This window comes from Mesorhizobium sp. M0189, from assembly GCF_040322135.1.
Classification (GTDB): Bacteria; Pseudomonadota; Alphaproteobacteria; order Rhizobiales; family Rhizobiaceae; genus Mesorhizobium.
In genome coordinates, this window is record NZ_JAMYSW010000001.1 from 332,122 (window position 1) to 352,543 (window position 20,422).

Below are 20,422 nucleotides of genomic sequence, written 5' to 3' on the forward strand. Positions count from 1 at the left end.
CATGGCGCTGCCGGGCACAAACACGACCAAGGTGGCGGAGAAAGCCAAAGAGGACGAGATCGTGCTGTCGGCGCACGACGTCACGGTGTCGTTCGCCGACCAAGTCGTTCTCGACAAATTGTCGCTCGACATCTGGCGCGGGGAGATTCTCGGCTTCGTCGGTGCCTCCGGTGCCGGCAAATCTGTTCTCTTGCGCACCATCCTTGGCCTGACGCGCAAGCAATCGGGAACAATCAAACTGTTCGGCGTCGACGTCGAGAAGGCAAGCGAAAGGGAGCGCCTTCGCATCGACATGCGGCTTGGCGTGCTGTTCCAGCACGGCGCGCTTTTTTCGGCGCTGACCGTCCTCGAAAACGTCCAGGTGCCGATGCGCGAATATCTCGATTTGCCGAAGAAGCTGATGGACGAACTGGCCATGCTCAAGGTCGAGCTGGTCGGACTGCCGCCGGACGCGGCGCAGAAATTCCCTTCCGAGCTTTCCGGCGGCATGATCAAGCGTGCTGCGCTGGCGCGCGCTCTGGCGCTCGACCCGGATATCGTCTTCCTCGACGAACCGACTTCCGGCCTTGACCCGATCAGCGCGGCTGAGTTCGACGAATTGGTCGTCAAGCTGCGCGATACGATGGATTTGACCGTGTATATGGTCACGCACGATCTCGACACGCTGTTTACCGCGTGCGACCGCGTGGCGGTGCTTGGCAAAAAGAAAGTGCTGGTCGAGGGCACGATCGACGACATGCTCAGGAGCGAGGAACCCTGGGTAAAATCCTATTTCCGCGGAAAACGCGCCCGGCAACTTGATCTTGCGGCGCGCGCATAGCCATAAGTGAGCAATGGAAACCAGGGCCAACTACGTCATTGTCGGCATTTTCACGCTGGCCGCCATCCTCGCGGCTTTCGCTTTCGTCTATTGGACGGCGGCGATCGGCGACAAGGGTGAGACGACCATATTGCGCGTGCGCATTCCAGGGTCGGCTTCGGGACTCGGCCGTGGCAGCTTCGTACTGTTCAACGGCGTCAAGGTCGGCGACGTGCGCCGTGTCTATATCGACGTCGACAATCCGACCGCTGCCATCGCCGACACCGAAATAGACCGCAATACGCCGATCACCAAGTCGACGCAGGCCGATATCGGGCTTGCCGGCCTCACCGGGCAGGCCAATATCGAGCTCAAGGGCGCCGACCCCAAGGAGCCAAAACTCCTCGACGAGGCGGAAAAGGAAGGCCGTGTCGCTGAGATCGTTGCCAACCCGTCGGCGGTCACCAATCTGCTGCAGACGGCGCAGAACATCTTCACCCGCGCCGACAAGGTCCTTTCGGAGCTCGAAGGCTTCACCAAGGACGTTCGCGGGCCGCTGACGCAGACGGTCAACAATGTCCAGACCTTCTCCGATGCACTGGCCAGGAATTCGGACGGGGTCGACAAGTTCCTGGCCAGCGTCAGCTCGCTGGCGGACGAATTGAAGGGTGTTTCGGGCAAGCTCGACGGCACTCTGAAGGCGGCGGAAGGGCTACTCAACGCCGTCGACAAGGACCAGATCAAGAGCATCGTCGCCAATGTCGACACGGTCACTTCCAACCTCAAGGAAACCAGCAAGCAGTTCGACACGGTCATCAAGAACGTCGACACTGCGGTCGGCTCGATCAACGACTTCGCCCAGAAGACGCAAGGCACGCTGGCCAAGGTCGACGGCGTTCTCGACGGCATCGATCCGGCTGAGGTTCGCACCGCGCTGGCCAACATCCAGAAGGCCAGCGAAAACGCCAACGAGGCTGCCGCCGACATCGCCAAGGTGACCAACAAGTTCGCCAACCGAGCCGACGACATCGATGAAACCATCAAAGACGCGCACCAGCTCGCAGGACGCCTCAACGATGCCTCGGTGCGAGTCGACGGTATTCTTGCCAAGGTCGACAAACTGCTCGGCTCCGGCCAGGCCGACGGCGTCATGGCCGACGCGAGAGCGACGCTGAAATCGTTCAAGCAGGTCGCCGACACGCTGAACGCCCGTCTCGGTACCATCACCGACAATCTGGCGCGATTCTCGGGACAGGGGCTGCAAAACGTCGAAGCGCTGGTCCAGGACAGCCGTCGTTCGATCACCCGCATCGAGGAGGCGGTAACCGATCTGAGCCGCAACCCGCAGCGGATCCTGTCCGGCGGCGAGGGCGAGGTCCGGCAGTTCGACGGCAGGGTGCGCCGTTGACTTCGGCCTCCGCCCACAGCAAGAACATAGCTTGCAGATACGCGTTGTTTCCACGATCCGGGGGGGATCGCGTTTGAAGTCGATCAGTTCAGGCAGCATCAGATCGAGTGGGTTGAAGAGCGGGGCGGTGTTGCTGGCGCTTGCGCTTGCAAGCTGCGCGGCCTTGCCTGGCGGCGGACCGGCACCGCTGGACACGTTCGAGCTTTCGGCGCCGTCGCTGGAAGCGCGTGCCCACAGCCGTCGCCAGATCCTCATCGCCCAGCCGTCGGCGCTCAAGGCGCTGGACAGCCAGAACATCGTCATCAAGCCATCGCCGCGATCGATCCAGTATCTCAAGGGCGCGCAATGGGCCGACCGGCTGCCGATGATCGTACAAGCGCGGCTGGCAGAGACGTTCCAGCGCTCGGGCAGCTTCACCGGCGTCGGTAAGCCGGGCGAGGGGCTGGCAATCGACTATCAGGTGATCGTCGAGATCCGCTCGTTCGAGGTGCGTGTCGATGGCGGCCAACATGCCGAGGTCGAGCTGTTCGTGCGCCTGTTGAACGACCGCAACGGCGAAGTGCGCGCTTCGAAGACGTTTAGCGCCATCGCGCCCGTTTCGGGCAGCGGCAACCAGGCCTATGTCGGCGCGCTCGACGCGGCGTTCGGTGATGCGGCCGGGCAAATCGTCCGCTGGACGGACACTGTGATCTGACGCGGCCGGAACTGCCGGGCGCAGCTAGGATCAAACTCAATCATCTGACTGCCCCAATGGCCGAGATGGGTGGTAGGTTGCCGTTCGGCTCATCTGCCAGGACGAGCACGTTGCGCCAAAGAAGGCGAAGGCGTTTTGCGTCGGCTAGCGAGCTTCGTAACAGTTGCTCAACCGGACACGACAAGTGCCGACGGTCCAATTGATCGCTGATAGTAATCCGTCCTGGCCATGCTAAAATTTAACGTCCCCGACGTCGCCAAATCGGGGAATTGCGACCAGTTGACGACGCGGGAGGTCGACGGACAAACCACGAACAGACCACAGGGAGGAAGCAATGTTTCGGACACTAATTCATCTTGCATTCTTGACAGCGTCAATTGTTGCCTGCCATCTTACGCGGCCATGGCCGACGACACACAGATTGCGCGCGGCGAATATCTGGCTACGATTGCCGGCTGCAGCGACTGCCACACACCCGGTTACTTCTTCGGGAAGCCCGACATGTCGCGCTTTCTTGGCGGTTCAGATGTGGGCTTCGAGATTCCTGGTCTTGGTGTCTTTGTCGCCCGCAATATCACGCCTGACAAGGAGACCGGTATCGGAAGCTGGACCCCGGAGCAGATCGTCACCGCGATCCAGACCGGCGAACGGCCGGACGGCCGTATGCTGGCGCCGATCATGCCTTGGCGCGATTTTGCGCATCTCACCGCGGATGACGCCATGGCTATCGCGGCATTCCTCCAAAGTGTGAAGCCGGTCAGCCATCAGGTTCCCGGCCCGTTCAAACCCGGGGAAACGGTGTCGGCTTTCATGATGCGGATTATGCCGCCGGGGGAAGCCGCAGCCGCTGCAACGAAGTAGGGCGGCTTTGATCGGAACGAGATTTTTCTCGCCGAATAGTGGGTGAATGTACCGCCTTGGAGATGGTGAGGCCCGATATCGGAACGGCAAAAATGGGTCGAATTCGGTCGTTCAGAGTGTTTGGTTTTTGACCCTAGAGCATTCTGCCCAATGGTGTTAGTTGGCACCGCAGAAATGCGGCTAAACAACAGATAGAGCAGGATGCCTCGTCATTTGAACGCATCCTGGGGTGTCGCTTCATGCGTTGATAGGATCAAGATCAGCACGGCGCGAAAAAGGCGGGAATTTCCCGCCTTTTTCATGTTCCATTGTCGTCTGATCAATGCAAGCGGCCGCTGGCGTGGGCCAGCATGGTGTAGACCTTGCCGGTATCCGACGTCAGGTAGGTCTGCGCCATGATGTTGTCGCGGTCGTTGCGCGACACGTCTTTGAGCAGCTTTTCGAAATCGTCGCAGTAACGATCGACAGCAGCGCGGAACTCCGCCTCCGACTGATATTTGCGGCGGATCTCGTCGAACGTCTGCTGGCCCTTCAGCGTGTAAAGACGGCGTGTGAAGACGTCGCGCTCGCCGCGCCGGTATCGGTTCCACAGCTCGATCGAGGCATCGTGATCGATGGCTCGGGCGATATCGACGGAGAGCGAGTTCAGCGATTCCACGACATGAAGCGGCGAACGCGGAGCGGGAGCCGGGCGCGGCGCTTCGGCAGGCGCCGCCGGCTTGGCGTCGTCTTCGCGCGATGCACCGGTCAGGAGGTCGCGCACCCAGCCGCCTTGCGGCGTGCGGCCGTTGGGGTCGCGCTGGCGCAGCGCTGTGTCTGCGGGACGTTCGAGGTCGAGCGTGCCGCGCAGCGCCGTCTCGCCCGAAGGCGCCTGCGGTGCATGGCGCTGTTCCGGAGCCGGAGCCGGGCGGCGTGGCGGCTCGGCGGCGCGTGCGGCAGGCGCTTGCGGCGCCGGACGCAGGTTGCGCTGTTCCGAACTGTCGGCGCTGCGGCCAGATTTGGCAACGATTTCAGAAAGTTCCTTCAGCGCGTTGATCTGCTCGGAAACGGCACGGCGGATAGCCGTGGTTGATTCCTTTGCCTCTTCCGGCATCTCGATGACGCCTTTCTTGAGCTCGGCTCGGGTGAGGTCGAGCTCGCTCTTGATCGAGCCGGCGGTGCGCCGCATTTCCTCGGTCGCATCGGCAAAGCGCTTGGTAGCCGAATCGACCACTTCGGAAATCGCGGCACGGATCTTGTCGGCGGATTCCAGCGTCTTGCCTTCGGCGTTCTGCAGCGTCTGGCCGACCAGATTCTCGAACGAGCGCATGACCCGTTCGAGATCTTCCGACTTCTTAACAAGGCCGACGGCGAGGTCCTCCAGCGACGATTGCCTTTCGAGCGTGTGCTCGAGGTTGCTCTGGGCCGAGCTCAGCAGATCCGAGGCGCTGGACAGCAACCGGCTGTGCTCGTCGAACTTGGTGGCGATAGAGGCAACCTCGCGCAAGGTCGAGGACGACAGCTCGGTGAGCCGCGTCGTGTTCGAATCGACAAGGCGCGCCGAGCTGGCGAAAGTCTGGGCGGTCTTTTCCGTGGTCGCCGCGAAGCTTTGCGTGCTCCCAGTCAGGCGTTCGTCGACCTGGCCGAGATTGGTCGCCGCCTGCTCGATCAATTGACCGAGCTGCGAGCTGGAGGCGGTCATGCGGCCGATGAGGTCGGCAACGCTGTCGGCAAGCGTCGAGCGCGCGCCTTCGACGGCCGACAGAGTTTCGGCCGTGCGGCTGGCGAGGGCGTCGACGAGGGCGGCGTTTTGAGTGCGCAGCTTCTCTGTCGCACGTTCGGTGACCTCTTCCATGCTCTTTTGCAGCTCGGAGCCGCCCTGGGCGAAGCGCTCGACCAGAGGCCGTGCCGTCTCGTCCAGGATTTTCGATATTTCGGCCGAACGTGCCGCAAGCATCGTACTGAGCTCGCGAGTATTGGCACCGATGGTCTTTGCAGCGTCGTTGGTGCTCTGGCCGATATGCTGGCCGACCGCGGTGAAGGTTTCGGCGATCGTGTTGGCACGCGAGACTAACTGCGCCTCGGCGTTCGAGACCTGTTCGTTGAGCTTTTGGCCCATTGTCTCGGCAGTGTAGGCGAGGCGGTTCTCGACGCTGGCGACCTGCTCCTCGACGCGGGCCGCTGTGGCGGCAGCACTCGAGGCCAGGCGTTCGTCGGCACCGGCAAGCAGCTGCTCGATTTCACGGGCATGGACGGCGAGTTCCTGGCCAGTCTGCCTGGCGCGTTCGGCAACCCGCTGCTCGGTGCTGGTGAAGGCACCGACAATATTGTCGGCATGTTCGCCGATTGCGGTGCTGCTGTCGGCGATACGGGACACCAGGCGATGATCGGCCTCCTCGAAGATGCGGCCGATCTCGGACGCACGTGCCGAAAGTGCTTCGGAGCCTTCGGCAATGCGCGAAATAAGTTGCTGGTCGGCGGCATCGAAAATGCGGCCGAGATCCGACGCACGTGCCGCGAGAGCTTCGGCGGATTCGCCGATGCGCACGCCCAGCCGCTCGTCAGCTGTTTCGAAATTGCGCAAGATGTCGCCGGCACGTGCAGCCAGCGACTGGGCCGTTTCGATGGCGCGAGAGACCAGCCTGTGGTCCGCCGCGTCGAAGGTACCGGCAATCTCACTTGCTCGGGTTGCCAGCTGATCGGCCGTCTCCTGGGCGCGCGCGAGCAAGGTGTTCGACGTGTCGTCGGCGCGGGCAATCAGTGCGCTCGACGTATCCTCGGCGCGGGCGGCGAGGCGACGATCCGCCTCCTCGAAGGTGCGGGCGATGTCCTCCGCCCTGGCGAGCAGAGCGGCCGAGGTCTGCTCGGCGCGCTCGGCGATCTTGCGGTCGGCATCGCTGAATGCAGCGCCCGCCTGCTCATGCAGAGCGCTGGTGACTTCCATGACCTTCTCGCGCAGCGCCCCGGCGACGAAGACCGCGCTTCTTTCGAGCACACTGCGAACGTTGTCGACACCCGTCGACAGCGCCCGCTCCATGGTGCTGGCGCGCTCCTCGATGATGCCTGTCTGCCGGCTGAACGCCTGCTCGATCTTTTCCACGTCGGCAGCGATGGCATCGGAGATGTCGGTGCTCCTGGCGGCGATCTGGTCGATATGGCCGGACAGCGAACGGTCGACATCCTTGCGCGTGTCGGCGAGCCTGGAGAGATCGTCCTGCAATGCGCGGGTCAGCATGTCGCGGCCCTCGGTCAGCTTGCCGACATGACCGGCGACAATCTCGTCGACCTCGCTGCGGCTCAATGCAAGCCTCTCCAGATCGGCTTCCAGAGCGCGCCTGAGGATGTCGCGGCCTTCGGCAAGCTTCTCGACCTGGCCGGCAACCAGCCCATCGATGCTCGAGCGGCTTTCGGCCAGCTTGGCGAGATCGTCCTCGAGCGCCTTCGACAGGGTCGAGCGGTCCTGGACGAGCTTCTCCGCGTGGGTAGCGACAAGGCTGTTGACGTTGCCGAGATCGGCCTCTAGGGCGCGCGAAAACTGTGCGCGATTGTCGGTTAATAGCTGCGACTGGTCGGCGATGGCGCCCCTGATCGTGTTGAGATCGGCCTCCAAAGCGCGTTTGAGGATGTCGCGGCCTTCGGCCAGTTTCTCGACCTGGCCGGAAACCAGCCCGTCGATGCTCGAGCGGCTTTCGGCCAGCTTGGCGAGATCGTCTTCCAGCGCGCGCTTGAGGATGTCGCGGCCCTCGGCCAGCTTCTCGACCTGACCGGAAACCAGCCCGTCGATGCTCGACCGGCTTTCTGCCAGCCTGGCGAGATCGTCCTCGAGCGCCTTCGACAGGGCCGAACGGTCCTCGGCGAGCTTGTTCATATGTTCGGAGACGACGCCCCGCACGGTCTCGAGATCGGTCTCCAGTGCGCGCGACAGCTGACCGCGATCCTCCGCCAGCTTCTCGGATTGACTGGCAATGACGCCCTTGACGGTGCTCAGATCGGCTTCCAGAGCGCGTTTGAGGATGTCGCGGCCCTCTGCCAGTTTTTCGACCTGGCCGGCAACCATCACATCGATGCTCGAGCGGCTTTCGGCCAACTTGGCGAGATCGTCTTCGAGCGCCTTCGACAGCGTCGAACGGTCTTCCGCGAGCTTGTTCATGTGATCGGAGACAACGCCGCGCACAGCCTCCAAGTCGCTCTCCAGTGCCCGTGACAGCTGGCCACGGTCTTCCGCCAGCTTTTCGGACTGGCCAGCGATGACGCCCTTGATCGCGTTCAGGTCCGATTCCAGCGCGCGCTTGAGGATATCGCGGCCTTCGGCAAGCTTCTCGACCTGGCCGGCAACCAGCCCGTCGATGCTCGACCGGCTTTCGGCCAGCTTGGCAAGATCGTCTTCAAGCGTCTTCGAAAGCAGGCTGCGATCATCGGCGAGCCTGCCCGAATGATCGGCGATCAGACCTCTGATGTCGGACAGGTCGTTCTCGAGCGACTGGGAAAGACCGCTGCGGTCTTGCGCCAATTTCGCCGAATGGGCCTCGATGAGGCCATTGATGCCGGCGATGTCGGATTCCAGCGCACTGGCGAGTATGGCGCGACCCTCGGCGATCTTTTCGACTTGACCGGCGACAAGGCCATCGATGCTGGCGCGACTGTCTGCCAGCTTGCCGAGGTCGGCCTCGAGCGCGCGCGAAAGAATGCTGCGGCCTTCGGCGAGCTTTCCGACGTGCCCGGCAACCATTTCATCAATGATCGTGCGGGCTTGTACGAGTTTTCCAGAGTCTTCGTTCAAGGCCTGGGCGAGCCGGTTGCGGCCCTCTTCAAGGCTTTCTAGATGGCTGCCCAGCGAAGCGTCGATCGCTGCACGCGATTCGTTGACCTTGCGCAGATCCTCTTCAAGGGCGCGCGAGATCAGGCCGCGGCCTTCGGCAAGCTTTTGCACCTGGTTGGTCACCGCCGCATCGATTTCGGCGCGGCCCTCGGCGAACTTCGCCAGATCGGCCTGCATTGCCGCCGCCATCCGGTCGCGGCTTTCGGAAAGTTTGCGGCTGTGGTTTTCGACGGCTTCCTCGATGCCGGCGCGAGCATCCGCAAGCCGCTGGATGTCCGTATCGAACGATCGCGATACGACATGGCGCGCCGCTTCCATGCGCCCGGCGAAATCGCCGGCGCGGGCTTCGAGCATGGTCGAGGTCGATGAGATGATGTCGGCCATGTCGGCGCCGATCTGGGTCTTGCCCTGATCGATCATCGCCGACAGCGTCTCCTTGCTATCCTGGAAGGTGTGGGCGATTTCGCGCGCACGCTCGACCAGCGTCTCGTTGATCTGGCGTGCGCGAGCCTCCAGCGCGGCGTTGAGCTTCTGCGTACCGGTGTCGAGCGCCTCGGCGCGGGTCTGGAACTCGCTGATCAGCGCCTGGCCACGTTCGGCAAGCGTCCGCTCGATGCCGTTGAGGCTGGCTTCGAATTCGGAATTGAGTGTGCGCGCGGCACCGCCGAGCAGCGACACCATGCCGGTCGTGCGGTCGTCGAGCAGGTCGGTCAGCGACCGCGTCAGGCCATCGGTGGTGTCCGTCAGCTTGGCGATGCGGGTGTCGAGCAGGCTGGCGAAGGCCTCGCCCGACGTCGACAGCCGGTCGGTGATCGATTCGAGCCGGCCTTCCACCGAATCGAAGATCGACATCGAGCTCCCGTTGATCCTGTCGATCAGCGTGTCGCCGGATTCGTTGATCGTCATCGACAGCTTGGTCGAGGCGTTGAGAATGCTGTCGCGAATGATATCGCTGGCGGCGTTGATCTCGTCCTTCAGCGTCTCGTGGGCACCGGTGATCGAGGCGCGCACACGCTCGGCATGGGTGACGACCGCTTCGCGCTCGCTGCCCAGCCCGTCGACCAGCGAGCGGATGCGGGACTCGTTCTCCGAATAGGAGCGCTCGATCTGGTTCACCTCGCTGTGAACCAGCGTTTCGAGCTCGACGGCGCGCGCAAGTGTGCGTTCGATGCCTTCGCCCATGGCCGCCACCTCGCGGCGAACCGCTTGGCCGATCATCATGACGCGATCCTGGGCAAGATTTTCCGGCTCGGCCAGACGGAAGGCCACCTCGGTCATCGACTGCGCGGCAAGGCGCATCTCCTGAGCGCGGCGAATCATCACTGCGAATGCCCAGAACAGGATTACGGGCACGATTGCCGCGACCGCCAGGCCGATCAGCTCGGGACGGGCGAAAAACTGATCGAAGGTGCGGATGTTCCAGATGCCAGGTCCGAACAACAGGTTCGCGAGGCCACCGGCGCCGGCGATCCAGGCCAGCGAAACAAAAGCCACGACCCAATAGATCGTGTTCGAGGCGCGCCGGTTGAGGGTGTGCAGGAGCGTCTTATAGTCTTTTTGACGATCGTCGTTGGCCGGCGAGAAAGCTGGCGGCTGCGAGCCATTGCGCGTTGCGACGGGACGCAACTCAGCCGGCTTGGCTTTTGGCGCGGGATTTAGGTTCTGGCTTTGATTGGCGGCGGGTGCTGCATTCTGGGCCTGGTCGGGGGCAGGCGCCTCGTTCTGGCTGCGGCCTTCGCGCGCCAGTTCGTCGGCGGCTTGCGATATCTGCGCTTCCAGATCTTCCATGGATGCCGCGATGTCGAAGTCGCCGCCGGCATCGCCGCTCAGATCGATATCAAGTGCCTTTTCGAGTTCCCTGGCTACGTCGCTGTCGAGCGTTTTTGTCGTCGTTGGTTTCTTCGCCATGCCTTCGCTACCCTGTACAAGCTGCCGTGGGACTTATGGTTGTGCTTATTGATTCTGCCTAACGTGTCCCGCGCAGGAGGCTGAAAATGGACCTGTCGTATCGTAATGACACAGCGGGGTAAAGAAAACATGCATTCCGTCCGATACGTAAAACTTTAAATATAAGGTTAACACAGCCGTGATTCCGGCGCCGTTATCGCGACATTTTTCCGGGTCAATCATTAACCCGTTGTCCACCGGATACGCCTATTTTTTGCGGCGGTCGAAGAACGGAGTCTCAAAGTGATACGTGGCGAAAACGGCATTGCCTTCTCGATGCCCGGCGGTGACGTGTCAGGGACAGCTGGGGCGCGGCCGATCGATCTGGCGCATCTTGCGCGCCAGACGATGGGCGATCGGAGCCTCGAGCAAGAGGTGCTGGCACTGTTCGTGCAGCAGGCGCTATCGGTGCGCGACAAGATCGTCGATGCGGATGTCAGGCAGCGGCTGCTACTGGCGCACGGGCTCAAAGGCTCGGCGCGCGGGGTCGGCGCCTTCGCCATTGCCGATTGCGCCAGTGCGATCGAATGCCGGCCCGACGACGCCAGCACGCTGAAGCGCCTTGGCTCACTGATCGAAGAAGTGCGCGACTTCGTCGCCGCCATCAGCCGATAGAACTTATTCCCAAAACGCCACGCAGCGGCGCTTTCGCGCCGCAGTTGACTTGTCTGGCAGAGTGATTATGTCGGCTCAGACTCCCTTCAGGTGACAAATGACCAAGCTGACCTTCATCGCCCATGACGGCACGCATTTTGACGTGGATGCCGAAAACGGCTCGACCGTCATGGAAAATGCGATCCGCAATGCGGTGCCGGGAATAGAAGCGGAATGCGGCGGCGCCTGCGCCTGCGCGACCTGCCATGTCTATGTCGACGAAGCCTGGACGGCGGAGGTCGGCGAGCCGGAAGCCATGGAAGAAGACATGCTGGACTTCGCCTACGACGTCCAGCCGAATTCGCGGCTGTCATGCCAGATCAAGGTGCGCGACGCCCTCGATGGGCTGGTCGTGCGCGTGCCGGCCCGCCAAGGCTGAAGCCGATTTTTGCCGCTGCCGCTTGGCAGCGGACCAATGGTCATGCAGTGTCGCGCCGTTTTCCCATAAAGGCGCATGCTTCATGACCGCTATCACCAAGACGGACGTACTCATTGTCGGGGCAGGGCCTGTCGGCCTGTTTGCCGTATTCGAGCTCGGCCTCTTCGACATGAAGTGCCATCTGATCGACATACTCGACCGGCCCGGCGGGCAGTGCGCCGAACTCTACCCGGAAAAGCCGATCTACGACATTCCGGGTTGGCCCTCGATCTCGGCGCAAGGTCTGGTCGACAAGCTGCTTGAGCAGATCGCGCCGTTCAAGCCCGAATTCACCTATAACCGCATGGTTTCGAGCCTGGAAAGGCTGGAGGACGGCAGCTTCCGCGTCACTACCGACGAAAACGAGGTGTTCGAAGCCAAAATTGTGGTGATTGCCGCCGGCGGCGGCTCTTTCCAGCCGAAGCGGCCGCCGATTCCAGGCATCGAACCCTATGAAGGCAAGAGCGTGTTCTACTCGGTGCGCCGGATGGAGGACTTTCGCGGCCATGACCTCGTCATCGTCGGCGGCGGCGATTCGGCGCTCGACTGGACGCTGAACTTGCAGCCGGTGGCCAAGAGCGTGACGCTGGTGCATCGGCGGCCCGAATTCCGGGCAGCGCCCGACAGCGTCAACAAGATGTATGCCATGCAAGAGATGAAGCAGCTGGAATTCCAAGTCGGACAGGTGACGGGCCTGACCGGCAGCGACGGCCAGCTAGCCTCCGCCACGATCAAGGGGCCGGAGGGCGATGTCGAAGTGCCGTGCACGCGGATGCTGCCATTTTTCGGCCTGACGATGAAGCTCGGCCCAATCGCCGAATGGGGCCTCAATCTCCACGAAAACCTGATCCCGGTCGACACCGAAAAATTCCAGACGTCGGTGCCCGGCATCTTCGCCGTCGGCGACATCAACTGGTACCCCGGCAAGCTGAAGCTGATCCTGTCGGGCTTCCATGAGGTCGCTCTAATGGCACAGGCAGCCAAGCGCATCATCAGCCCCGGCGAGCGCATCGTGTTCCAGTATACGACTTCGTCGACCAGCCTGCAGAAGAAGCTCGGCGTGGTCGACTGAAGCTCGCCGGATTTCACCAGGCCGGTCTACTCCGCCAGGGCTGGGGCCGAAGCCTCGGCATGGCCGCGAAGCGTTTTCTCCGGCATCAGCCAGAGCGTGATGAACGACAGCAGCAAGGTCGCGGCGGCGGCAAGAAAGATCATCACGAACGGCGTGGCTGAGGCGATATGGCCGGCCGTCTGCGTGCCTTCGCTGGCCAGCGGCAGCCCGTAACCAAGGGCGACGGCACCAAGCATGGCGACGCCAAGCGCACTACCCAGCGAGCGGAGGAAGGTGAGAACGCCGGTCGCCACGCCAAGGTGCATGCGATCGACGGCGTTCTGGACCGAGACAGTGGCAACCGGAAAGGTCGTGCCTGTGCCCAGGCCTATGCAGGTCGTCAACACCTCGACAAGCAATAGCGAGGCATGCCCGGCGACCAGGCTGAGCACGCCGAGGCACAGGATCGAGAAAACAGTTCCGACCATGGCAATGCGCTTGTAGTGGAAAAAGCGTGGGATCATTCGCGCGCTGAATGTCGCACCGGCCACCGTGCCGAGCATCAGCCCAAGCAACGCGGTGCCAGATTCGCTGACTGACAGGCCGACGACCGATTGCAGGTAGACCGGCAGATAGACCGACAAGCCGACATTGGCGGCCTGCAGCAGGAACATCGACAACGTGCCGGCGAGAACGATCGGATTGCCGAGCACTTCCAGCGAGATCAGCGGTTCGGCCGCGCGCATCAGCCGCAGCGCGAACGCGCTCCAGAACACCGCTGAGCAGGCGAGCAGTCCAAGGATTTCACGCGACAGCCACGGATACTCGCTGCCGCCCCAGTTCAAGGCAAGCAGCAGCAGCGAGGTGGCCGCGACCAGAAGCAGCGCGCCGAGGCCGTCGATGCGGTGATGTTTTGCAGCGATCGGCAGCTTCTTGAGCGGATTGTTAATGATCGCCATCGCCAGCAGGCCGAGCGGAATGTTGATCCAGAAGATCAGCGACCAATGCAGATGTTCGGCGAAGGTGCCGCCGAGCAGCGGCCCGGCGATGCTGGCGACGGCCCAGGTGCCCGAAATCCAGGCGGCGTAGCGAGCCCGCTCGCGCGGCGGCACGAGGTCGCCGATCACGGTCTGCGTCAGGGCGAAGAGCCCGCCGCCGCCGGCGCCCTGGATCGCCCGGCCGACAACCAGGACCAGCATGTTGGGGGCCGTGGCGCTGACCAGCGACCCGGCGAGAAAGATCAGGATTGCCGCATAGACGGTCGGCCGGCGGCCATAGATATCGGAGATCTTGCCGTAGAGCGGCGCCACTGCGGTCGCGGTCAGAAGATAGCCGGTTACGATCCACGGCAGATATTCGGCATGCCCGAGCAGACGTGCCATCGTCGGCATCGCCGGCGCGACGATGGTCTGGTCGAGCGCCGCCAGCAGCATTGACAAAAGCACGCCGCCGATGATGGCGTTTTTCTCGGTTTCGGTCAGCGGCGTGCTGGTTTCCACCATCGCTTGCTTGTCGATAGCCTGGTCCATATCCGTTCATCCATTATGCCTGCGTGCACTTCCGCGACGGGCTGGGAAGCATCTAGTACGCCGATTGGCGTTTGCCGGAGGCTGATCCCTGCGAACCTGGCATATGTCGTTCGCTATAGGCCGATTTCGACAGCGGCTCGAAAGTTTTTCGAAGCTGGCACTATGCTTCGCCAAATTGGCTTTGTTCCAAATTTGGCTTTGTCCGACGCGGAGTTCAGCCGGGAGCGAGCCGTCCATTCTCAATGCGCTCGATGCGATAGTGCAAAAGCCGCAGGATGCGGCTTTGGAAATTGACGCTTTCCACACGATCGAAGCGCATCTGGTCCTGGTCGTGCTTGGCAAGCATGGCCGCTGTAATTTTCGCGGCCTTGGCCTTGGCCAATTCGCAGGTCTTTTCAGGGTAGCTCGCCTTCAAGGCGTCTTCTAGTTCGCGGCCATGGTTCTTGGCAATCTCGACGTGGCGTTCCTCATGGCGCTTGATGTCGGCGGACAAAGTCTCCCAGAACAGCTTGACGCCTGCATCGGCTTTGCGCGGGCGGCGCCACTCGGGAAGGATAACCTTGACCTTGACGGTAACGGCAGCGTCGGCAATCCAGCACGAGCCCGGCTTTTGCGCATAACTGACGCGGGTGGTGAACGCCATCTGGGTGGCGCCGGGATGCCGCGACCCGGTGCTTTTCACCTGAGGCCCGAGTTTCGACAGCTGGGTCCCGATGTCGTCGAGCGTCCTGCCGCCGATCGGGAAATAACTATATGTCTTGACGAGAGTCGTAGCGCCGGCCGGGAATGCGGTCAGAGCGAGCATCAGGGCGCAGAGGAGGGATCGTTTCATCGTGTTGCCTCTTTGCCCACCTTGCTTTACCGCCGTCTCCGGCGCAACGGAATTGATCCCCGGTCATGACGTGGGATCGAACATGGTTGATGGGCAATGATGACAGGGCGATGGCAGCTGGCGCATGGGCGCCATCTTGACCTTGGCGGCAAGGCCATCGTCGTCGGCATCCTCAACGTCACGCCGGACAGTTTTTCCGACGGCGGGCTGTTCGATGCCCCGGAAAAAGCGGTGGACCAGGCGCGCCGTATGGTGGAGGAGGGAGCCTCCGTCATCGACATCGGCGGAGAATCGACGCGTCCCGGTGCCTCTCCGGTGTCTGCAAAGGAAGAGCAGGCCCGCATAGTGCCCATCATCGAGGCGCTCGCGACGTCTGGCGGAACGCTGATCTCGGTCGATACCTATCGCCAGGATACGGCGCGGCTTGCCGTCCAAGCCGGTGCACATATCGTCAACGACGTCTGGGGCCTGCAGCGCGAGCCGGGCATTGCCAGCGTCGCTGCCGAAACCGGCGCCGGCCTTGTCATCATGCACACGGGACGGGACCGGCAGAAACTGCCCGACGTGATTGCCGATCAGCTCTTCTTCCTCAGGAAGTCGCTGGAAATCGCGCAACGGAGCGGTGTTGCCGACGACCACATCGTGCTCGATCCGGGCTTCGGCTTCGCCAAGGAGACAGCCGCGGAAAACCTTGACCTGATGGCACGGTTTTCCGAGCTTCGTGCGCTGGGCTTTCCGCTGATGGCCGGCACATCGCGAAAGCGCTTTATCGGCACCGTCACCGGCCGCGACGCAGCGGCAAGGGGCGCCGGAACCGCCGCCACAAGCGTCATCCTGAGGCTCAAAGGCGCGCATCTTTTTCGCGTCCACGATGTCGCAATCAACGTGGATGCGTTGGCTATTGCCGATGCTATGCTCGCACGTGAGATCGGGGAAAGCTGAGCCATGTATGTCATCCGCATGAAGAACTGCGCCTTCTTCGCCCGGCACGGTGTGCTGGACGAAGAGGAGACGCTCGGCCAGCGCTTTTATGTCGATGCGGCGCTCACGGTAGACCCCGGGCGGGCGCTGGTCGACGATTCTATCGAGGACACCGTCAATTACGGCATCGCCTTTGCGGTCATCGAAAAGATCATTACCGGCGAGCGGCGCTTTCTGATCGAAGCGCTGGCGCTCGAAGTGGCGAGGGCGCTGACGGCGCGGTTTCCGCAGATCAAAAAGGCCGAGATCACCGTGCGCAAGCCGAACGCCCCGGTGCCGGGTGTGCTCGATCATGTCGAGGTGACCGTTGTCTGGCCAGAATAGTAACAACAACACCGTCTATCTCAGCCTTGGCGGCAATCTCGGTGATCCGGCGAAGTCGATGGCTGCGGCACTGGGCATTCTGGATGCCGACGAGAGCACGCGCGTCGTTGCCGTTTCGTCGCTCTACCGAACGCCGCCCTGGGGCAAGCTCGATCAGCCGGATTTCCTCAATGCGGCGGCCGAGATCTCGACCGCGCTTGCGCCGCGGGCTTTGCTCGACCTTTGCCTCGACGCCGAGCGAAAACTGAAGCGGGTGCGGGAGGAGCGCTGGGGTCCGCGCCTGATCGACATCGACATTCTGGTGTTCGGTGACCGCATCATCCACGAGACCGGACTGGAGGTGCCGCATCCGCGCATGCTGGAGCGCGCCTTCGTGCTGGCACCGCTGGCAGAAATTGCACCGAAGCTTGTGGTCGACGGCAAGAGCGTGTCGGAGCGACTGGCCGCCGTCGACACGTCGGGTATTGAACGGCTGCCGTCAGGCCGGAAATGGTGGAAGACCTGACGCTGCCGCCATTGGTGGCCGAAAATCAGCCGGAAAACCCACCACCGTCGAGGAACATTTGTTCGTCCGGTGTCGTCTCCCGGCCAAGCATCCTGTTTCGGTGTGGAAAGCGGCCGAAGCGCTGGATGATGTCGCGGTGTTCTACCGCATATTTCAGATAGGACGGGGCTTTGGCGGCGGTAAGCTCCATCGATTTGAGCTGATCGGCGAGATCCTCCGAATGCTCATAGGGCAGATAAAGAAAGACGCGGAGCTCTTCGTCGAGCGCCAAGTCATGGCCGGCAGCGATCGCCTTCCCGGCAAAATGCCGCGCCAGCGGGTCCGTGGCGTACATGTGGCCAGTGCCGCGAAAGCAGTTTCGCGGAAACTGGTCGAGCAGGATCATCAGTGCCAGCGACCCTTCGGCGTGTTCGGACCAGCCGTCGCATTCGCGGCGGGCGGCGGCGAAGTGCAGATCGAGAAACCGGGTGCGGAAGTCGGCATCAAAAGCGTCGTTCTTCTCGAACCATGCGTCCTCCCCGGCGTGGCGCCAGAATCTGGTTACGGAGAGCGCGCGTTCGTCCAGTTCATCCATCATTCGCATCTTCCCAAGGATTAATCGGCCGGCTCGGATTTCTGCAGCACGCCGGCGGTTTCCTCATTGAGCGCCTGACCCGCGCGGCGTGGTGTGCTGAGCGGCGTCGGGATGGGGGTGCCAATATTGCCTTTGAGGAAGCGCCGTCCGGCGCGGATGCCTTCGGCCTGTTGAAGCTCGAAACGGGCAGCGTCGCGGCGGCGGACGTCCTCGACTACCTCGGCGACCTCTTCCGGGTCGACGCCGAGGGCTTCCAGCGTCGAGCCGCCGAAGACAAGCGCCGATTCGAACGTCTCGCGGAGCTGATAGTCAACGCCGGCACGGATGAGCTGCAACGCGGTGCCGCGGTCGAACGCCCGTGCCAGCACTGTCAGCAAGGGAAACTCCGCCTTGATCAGTTCCGCGATGCGCACGGCGGCATCGGGCTTGTCAACGCAGATCAGCACGGCGCGTGCCCGCCCGGCTCCCGCGGCTCGCAGGATGTCCAGCCGCGTGCCGTCGCCGTAATAGACCTTGAAGCCGAAATCGGCCGCTGCTTGGATCATTTCGACCTCGTTGTCGATGATCGACACGTCGATGCCGCGCAACAAAAGCGGCTGGCTGGCGATCTGGCCGAACCGGCCAAAGCCTATGATCAGCACGCTGCCGGTCAGGCCGTTGGCGACATCGACGCCTTCAAGCGACTGCTCGTCGCGCGGCGTCAGATACCGCAGTGCAATGATCGCCAACGGCGTCAGCACCATGGAAATGATGACAATGGCGGTCAGCATCGCATTGGCTTGGCCGTCGATAATGCCCACCGCAGCCGCCGCGGAATAGAGGACGAAGGCGAATTCGCCGCCTTGCGCCATGAAGACGGCGCGCTCGAGCGCTTCCCGATGGTCGGTTTTGAGGACGCGGGCAACGATATAGATGCCGATCGCCTTCATCACCATGTAGGCGACGACATAGATGGCAATGAGCTGCCAGTTGACGACGACGACATGCAGGTCGAGCGACATGCCGACGGCGAGGAAGAACAGCCCGAGCAGAATGCCGCGGAACGGTTCGATGTCGGCCTCCAGCTGGTGGCGGAAGGTCGATTCCGACAAAAGCACGCCGGCCAGGAAGGCGCCCATGGCCATCGACAGGCCGGAAAGCTGCATGGCGAGCGCTGACCCGAGAACGACCAGAAGGGCAGCTGCGGTCATCACCTCACGGGCGCGCGCATCCGCCAGGATACGGAAGAACGGATTGAGCAGATAGCGCCCGGCAACCACCAGCCCGACGATCGCGGCAAGGCCGATGCCGACCTCCGTCAACCTATCCGACAGGCTCATATCGGCGCCGCCCGGCGCGAGGAAGGCGATCAGCGCCAGCAGCGGCACGATGGCCAGATCTTCCAAAAGCAGGACCGAGACGATGCGCTGGCCCTTGGGCGTTGCCAGGTCGCCGCGTTCTTCCAGCAATTGCATGACGATTGCCGTCGAGGTGAGTACGAAACCGGCGCCAGCGACGAAGGATTGCGCGATCGGGAAACCTCCCGCCAGGCCGACGCCGGTCAGCAGAACCGCGCAGACGCCGACCTGCAGCGCACCAAGCCCGAAAATCTCGCGGCGCAGGCCCCATAGGCGTGACGGCTGCATCTCCAGCCCGATGATGAACAGGAACATGACGACGCCGAGTTCGGCGACATGAAGAATGGCTTCCGATTCGGAAAAGACGCGCAGCCCGAATGGGCCGATCACGACGCCGGCCGCCAAATAGCCGAGGATGGAGCCAAGTCCCATGCGCCTGAAGATCGGCACCGCAACGACGCCGGCGGCAAGCAGCGCCACCACCTGGATCAGATCGCTGTTCGATGCCTCTGCCGCCATGCCTGCCCTTCCGCTCTCCTGGGAGTCAAGCGGCCAAGATAGGGGCTTCGGAGCGGATCGAACAGTGTGAATCCGGCGCATTGTGCAGGCGATATTGCAGGCGCACTGCACAGGATAATGGCCTTCCAGGCGTTGCTTGTTTTCGCTATCCGGCGCTAAGGACGCCCGGCTTCGGCCAGTGGAGGGTGAGCGACGATCAAGTCACGGCCCTTTTTGAGGAGATGACTGACATGAAGAAGTTTTTGCTGGTTGCCGTTGGCATCGCGGCACTTGCCGGCTCTGCCTGTTCGAAGGCGCCGGAGTGCACGACCGAGATGCTGACCAAGAAGGCTCAGGACATGACTGCGGCACTTCAGGCTGCTATCACCAAGGATCCGGCCAAGGCAGCCGACCTCACAGCCAAGGTCCAGGCGGTCACAACCAAGTATCAGGGCGGCACGACAGCAGCCGAGGCCTGCAAGGCCTATGACGAGTTGATTGCAGCGATCAAGGGCTGAGCACCCATCTGCATGTCAAGGACGGCGGCGGCGTTTGGTTGCCGCCTTTTCACGCCGAAAGCTCAGTTCGGAGTTATGGAGCCGACCTCGACTGCATCGATCCGCTTCAACTTCATACCGATGACCGGGACCAGCTGCTGGTCGACCCGCACGGCAACGGTCACCGTCATCGAATTGTCGTCGGGGACAAGCGCCTGCATCACGCCGCGCAACTGATTACGATTAATGGTGAAAACCACCTTGTGCGCATCGACGACATTGCCGCCGATAATGTCGAGGCCGGAGCCGGCGGCCCCGCCCATGAAGCTGCCCTTGTAGCCCTGCCGGCCCATGTGTTCGATCGTTGCCGACATCTGCTGGGTGAACATACCGACCCGGCAGCCGCCGTCGAGCGACATGCCGACCTTGCCGTCAGGCGTCGAGCCAATGAAGCTGCAGGTGAATTTCGTGCCCTTGTATTTGCCGGCAACGATTTCTCCGGGGCCGACCCATTTGCCCTCGACCGATCGAAAGAACTGCTTGTCCGGTTCCGCCGCCGAAGCCTTTCCGGCAATGCCGATGGTTGCGACAAGGGCGAGCGCCACGTGCAGCACGTTGGACAAAATAACGCTTTTCATCGACGACACCCGGCAACAAAGAGACTGGTTTGGACGCTTCCGACCATGAACAAGATTGGTTAATGCTTTGTCACCCC

The 20,422-nt window shown here is 62.5% G+C and carries 16 protein-coding genes and 1 pseudogene; 11 read left to right on the forward strand and 6 right to left on the reverse strand.

What is annotated here, in order from left to right; translation table 11 throughout:
• Position 1 precedes the first annotated feature (1 nt).
• The 4 genes and pseudogenes from NKJ09_RS01565 to NKJ09_RS01580 all read left to right on the forward strand — a co-directional run bounded on the left by NKJ09_RS01565 (position 2) and on the right by NKJ09_RS01580 (position 3,762).
• Positions 2-820 carry an ABC transporter ATP-binding protein gene (locus NKJ09_RS01565; protein WP_023720068.1) on the forward strand — a complete coding sequence of 273 codons (819 nt, stop codon included), beginning with the start codon at positions 2-4 and terminating at the stop codon, positions 818-820.
• Positions 821-833: 13 nt separating this feature from the next.
• Positions 834-2,207 carry an MlaD family protein gene (locus NKJ09_RS01570; protein ID WP_023720067.1) on the forward strand — a complete coding sequence of 458 codons (1,374 nt, stop codon included), beginning with the start codon at positions 834-836 and terminating at the stop codon, positions 2,205-2,207.
• 127 nt (positions 2,208-2,334) lie between these two features.
• Positions 2,335-2,901, forward strand: a complete 567-nt coding sequence (locus NKJ09_RS01575; protein ID WP_502895843.1) for an ABC-type transport auxiliary lipoprotein family protein — start codon at positions 2,335-2,337, stop codon at positions 2,899-2,901.
• 334 nt (positions 2,902-3,235) lie between these two features.
• Positions 3,236-3,762 (forward strand): annotated as a pseudogene (locus tag NKJ09_RS01580) (c-type cytochrome).
• A 319-nt stretch (positions 3,763-4,081) separates the two neighbouring features.
• Here the strand turns inward: NKJ09_RS01580 and NKJ09_RS01585 are convergent.
• Complete coding sequence (locus tag NKJ09_RS01585; protein WP_352482227.1) at positions 4,082-10,468, reverse strand: apolipoprotein A-IV repeat region-like domain-containing protein; 6,387 nt, start codon at positions 10,466-10,468, stop codon at positions 4,082-4,084.
• 285 nt (positions 10,469-10,753) lie between these two features.
• Between NKJ09_RS01585 and NKJ09_RS01590 the strand changes: the two genes are divergently transcribed.
• The 3 genes from NKJ09_RS01590 to NKJ09_RS01600 all read left to right on the forward strand — a co-directional run bounded on the left by NKJ09_RS01590 (position 10,754) and on the right by NKJ09_RS01600 (position 12,651).
• Entirely contained in the window at positions 10,754-11,122 is a 369-nt protein-coding gene (locus tag NKJ09_RS01590; protein ID WP_023717831.1) for an Hpt domain-containing protein, read from the forward strand.
• Positions 11,123-11,219: 97 nt separating this feature from the next.
• A complete protein-coding gene (locus NKJ09_RS01595; protein ID WP_006334837.1) occupies positions 11,220-11,540 on the forward strand; it encodes a 2Fe-2S iron-sulfur cluster-binding protein in 321 nt (106 codons plus the stop codon).
• An 82-nt stretch (positions 11,541-11,622) separates the two neighbouring features.
• Positions 11,623-12,651, forward strand: a complete 1,029-nt coding sequence (locus NKJ09_RS01600) for an NAD(P)/FAD-dependent oxidoreductase (RefSeq protein ID WP_023717829.1) — start codon at positions 11,623-11,625, stop codon at positions 12,649-12,651.
• A 26-nt stretch (positions 12,652-12,677) separates the two neighbouring features.
• Here the strand turns inward: NKJ09_RS01600 and NKJ09_RS01605 are convergent, their stop codons facing one another.
• Positions 12,678-14,159: an MDR family MFS transporter gene (locus NKJ09_RS01605; protein WP_023717828.1), complete on the reverse strand. Its 1,482-nt coding sequence runs from the start codon at positions 14,157-14,159 to the stop codon at positions 12,678-12,680.
• 214 nt (positions 14,160-14,373) lie between these two features.
• The gene (locus tag NKJ09_RS01610) at positions 14,374-14,991 is read right to left on the reverse strand and encodes a DUF922 domain-containing Zn-dependent protease (protein ID WP_023717827.1); all 618 of its coding nucleotides are present in this window, start codon (positions 14,989-14,991) and stop codon (positions 14,374-14,376) included.
• A 96-nt stretch (positions 14,992-15,087) separates the two neighbouring features.
• On the opposite strand from NKJ09_RS01610, the gene folP reads away from it, so the two are divergent.
• The 3 genes from folP to folK are packed head-to-tail and all read left to right on the forward strand — an operon-like array spanning position 15,088 to position 16,801.
• Positions 15,088-15,933: a dihydropteroate synthase gene (gene folP / locus NKJ09_RS01615; RefSeq protein WP_023717826.1), complete on the forward strand. Its 846-nt coding sequence runs from the start codon at positions 15,088-15,090 to the stop codon at positions 15,931-15,933.
• A 3-nt stretch (positions 15,934-15,936) separates the two neighbouring features.
• A complete protein-coding gene (folB, locus tag NKJ09_RS01620) occupies positions 15,937-16,296 on the forward strand; it encodes a dihydroneopterin aldolase (protein ID WP_023717825.1) in 360 nt (119 codons plus the stop codon).
• The gene (gene folK, locus NKJ09_RS01625; RefSeq protein WP_023717824.1) at positions 16,280-16,801 is read left to right on the forward strand and encodes a 2-amino-4-hydroxy-6-hydroxymethyldihydropteridine diphosphokinase; all 522 of its coding nucleotides are present in this window, start codon (positions 16,280-16,282) and stop codon (positions 16,799-16,801) included. Before folB ends, folK begins: the two co-directional genes overlap by 17 nt.
• Before the next feature lie 25 nt (positions 16,802-16,826).
• On the opposite strand, the gene NKJ09_RS01630 is transcribed toward folK, so the two are convergent.
• The gene (locus NKJ09_RS01630; RefSeq protein ID WP_031193615.1) at positions 16,827-17,375 is read right to left on the reverse strand and encodes a DUF924 family protein; all 549 of its coding nucleotides are present in this window, start codon (positions 17,373-17,375) and stop codon (positions 16,827-16,829) included.
• Positions 17,376-17,395: 20 nt separating this feature from the next.
• Positions 17,396-19,231, reverse strand: a complete 1,836-nt coding sequence (locus NKJ09_RS01635) for a monovalent cation:proton antiporter-2 (CPA2) family protein (protein WP_023717822.1) — start codon at positions 19,229-19,231, stop codon at positions 17,396-17,398.
• 230 nt (positions 19,232-19,461) lie between these two features.
• On the opposite strand from NKJ09_RS01635, the gene NKJ09_RS01640 reads away from it, so the two are divergent.
• Positions 19,462-19,728, forward strand: a complete 267-nt coding sequence (locus NKJ09_RS01640; RefSeq protein WP_023717821.1) for a hypothetical protein — start codon at positions 19,462-19,464, stop codon at positions 19,726-19,728.
• A 62-nt stretch (positions 19,729-19,790) separates the two neighbouring features.
• Here the strand turns inward: NKJ09_RS01640 and NKJ09_RS01645 are convergent, their stop codons facing one another.
• Positions 19,791-20,345, reverse strand: coding sequence for a hypothetical protein (locus NKJ09_RS01645; protein WP_023717820.1), 555 nt, complete (start codon positions 20,343-20,345; stop codon positions 19,791-19,793).
• Between the last annotated feature and the right edge of the window lie 77 nt (positions 20,346-20,422).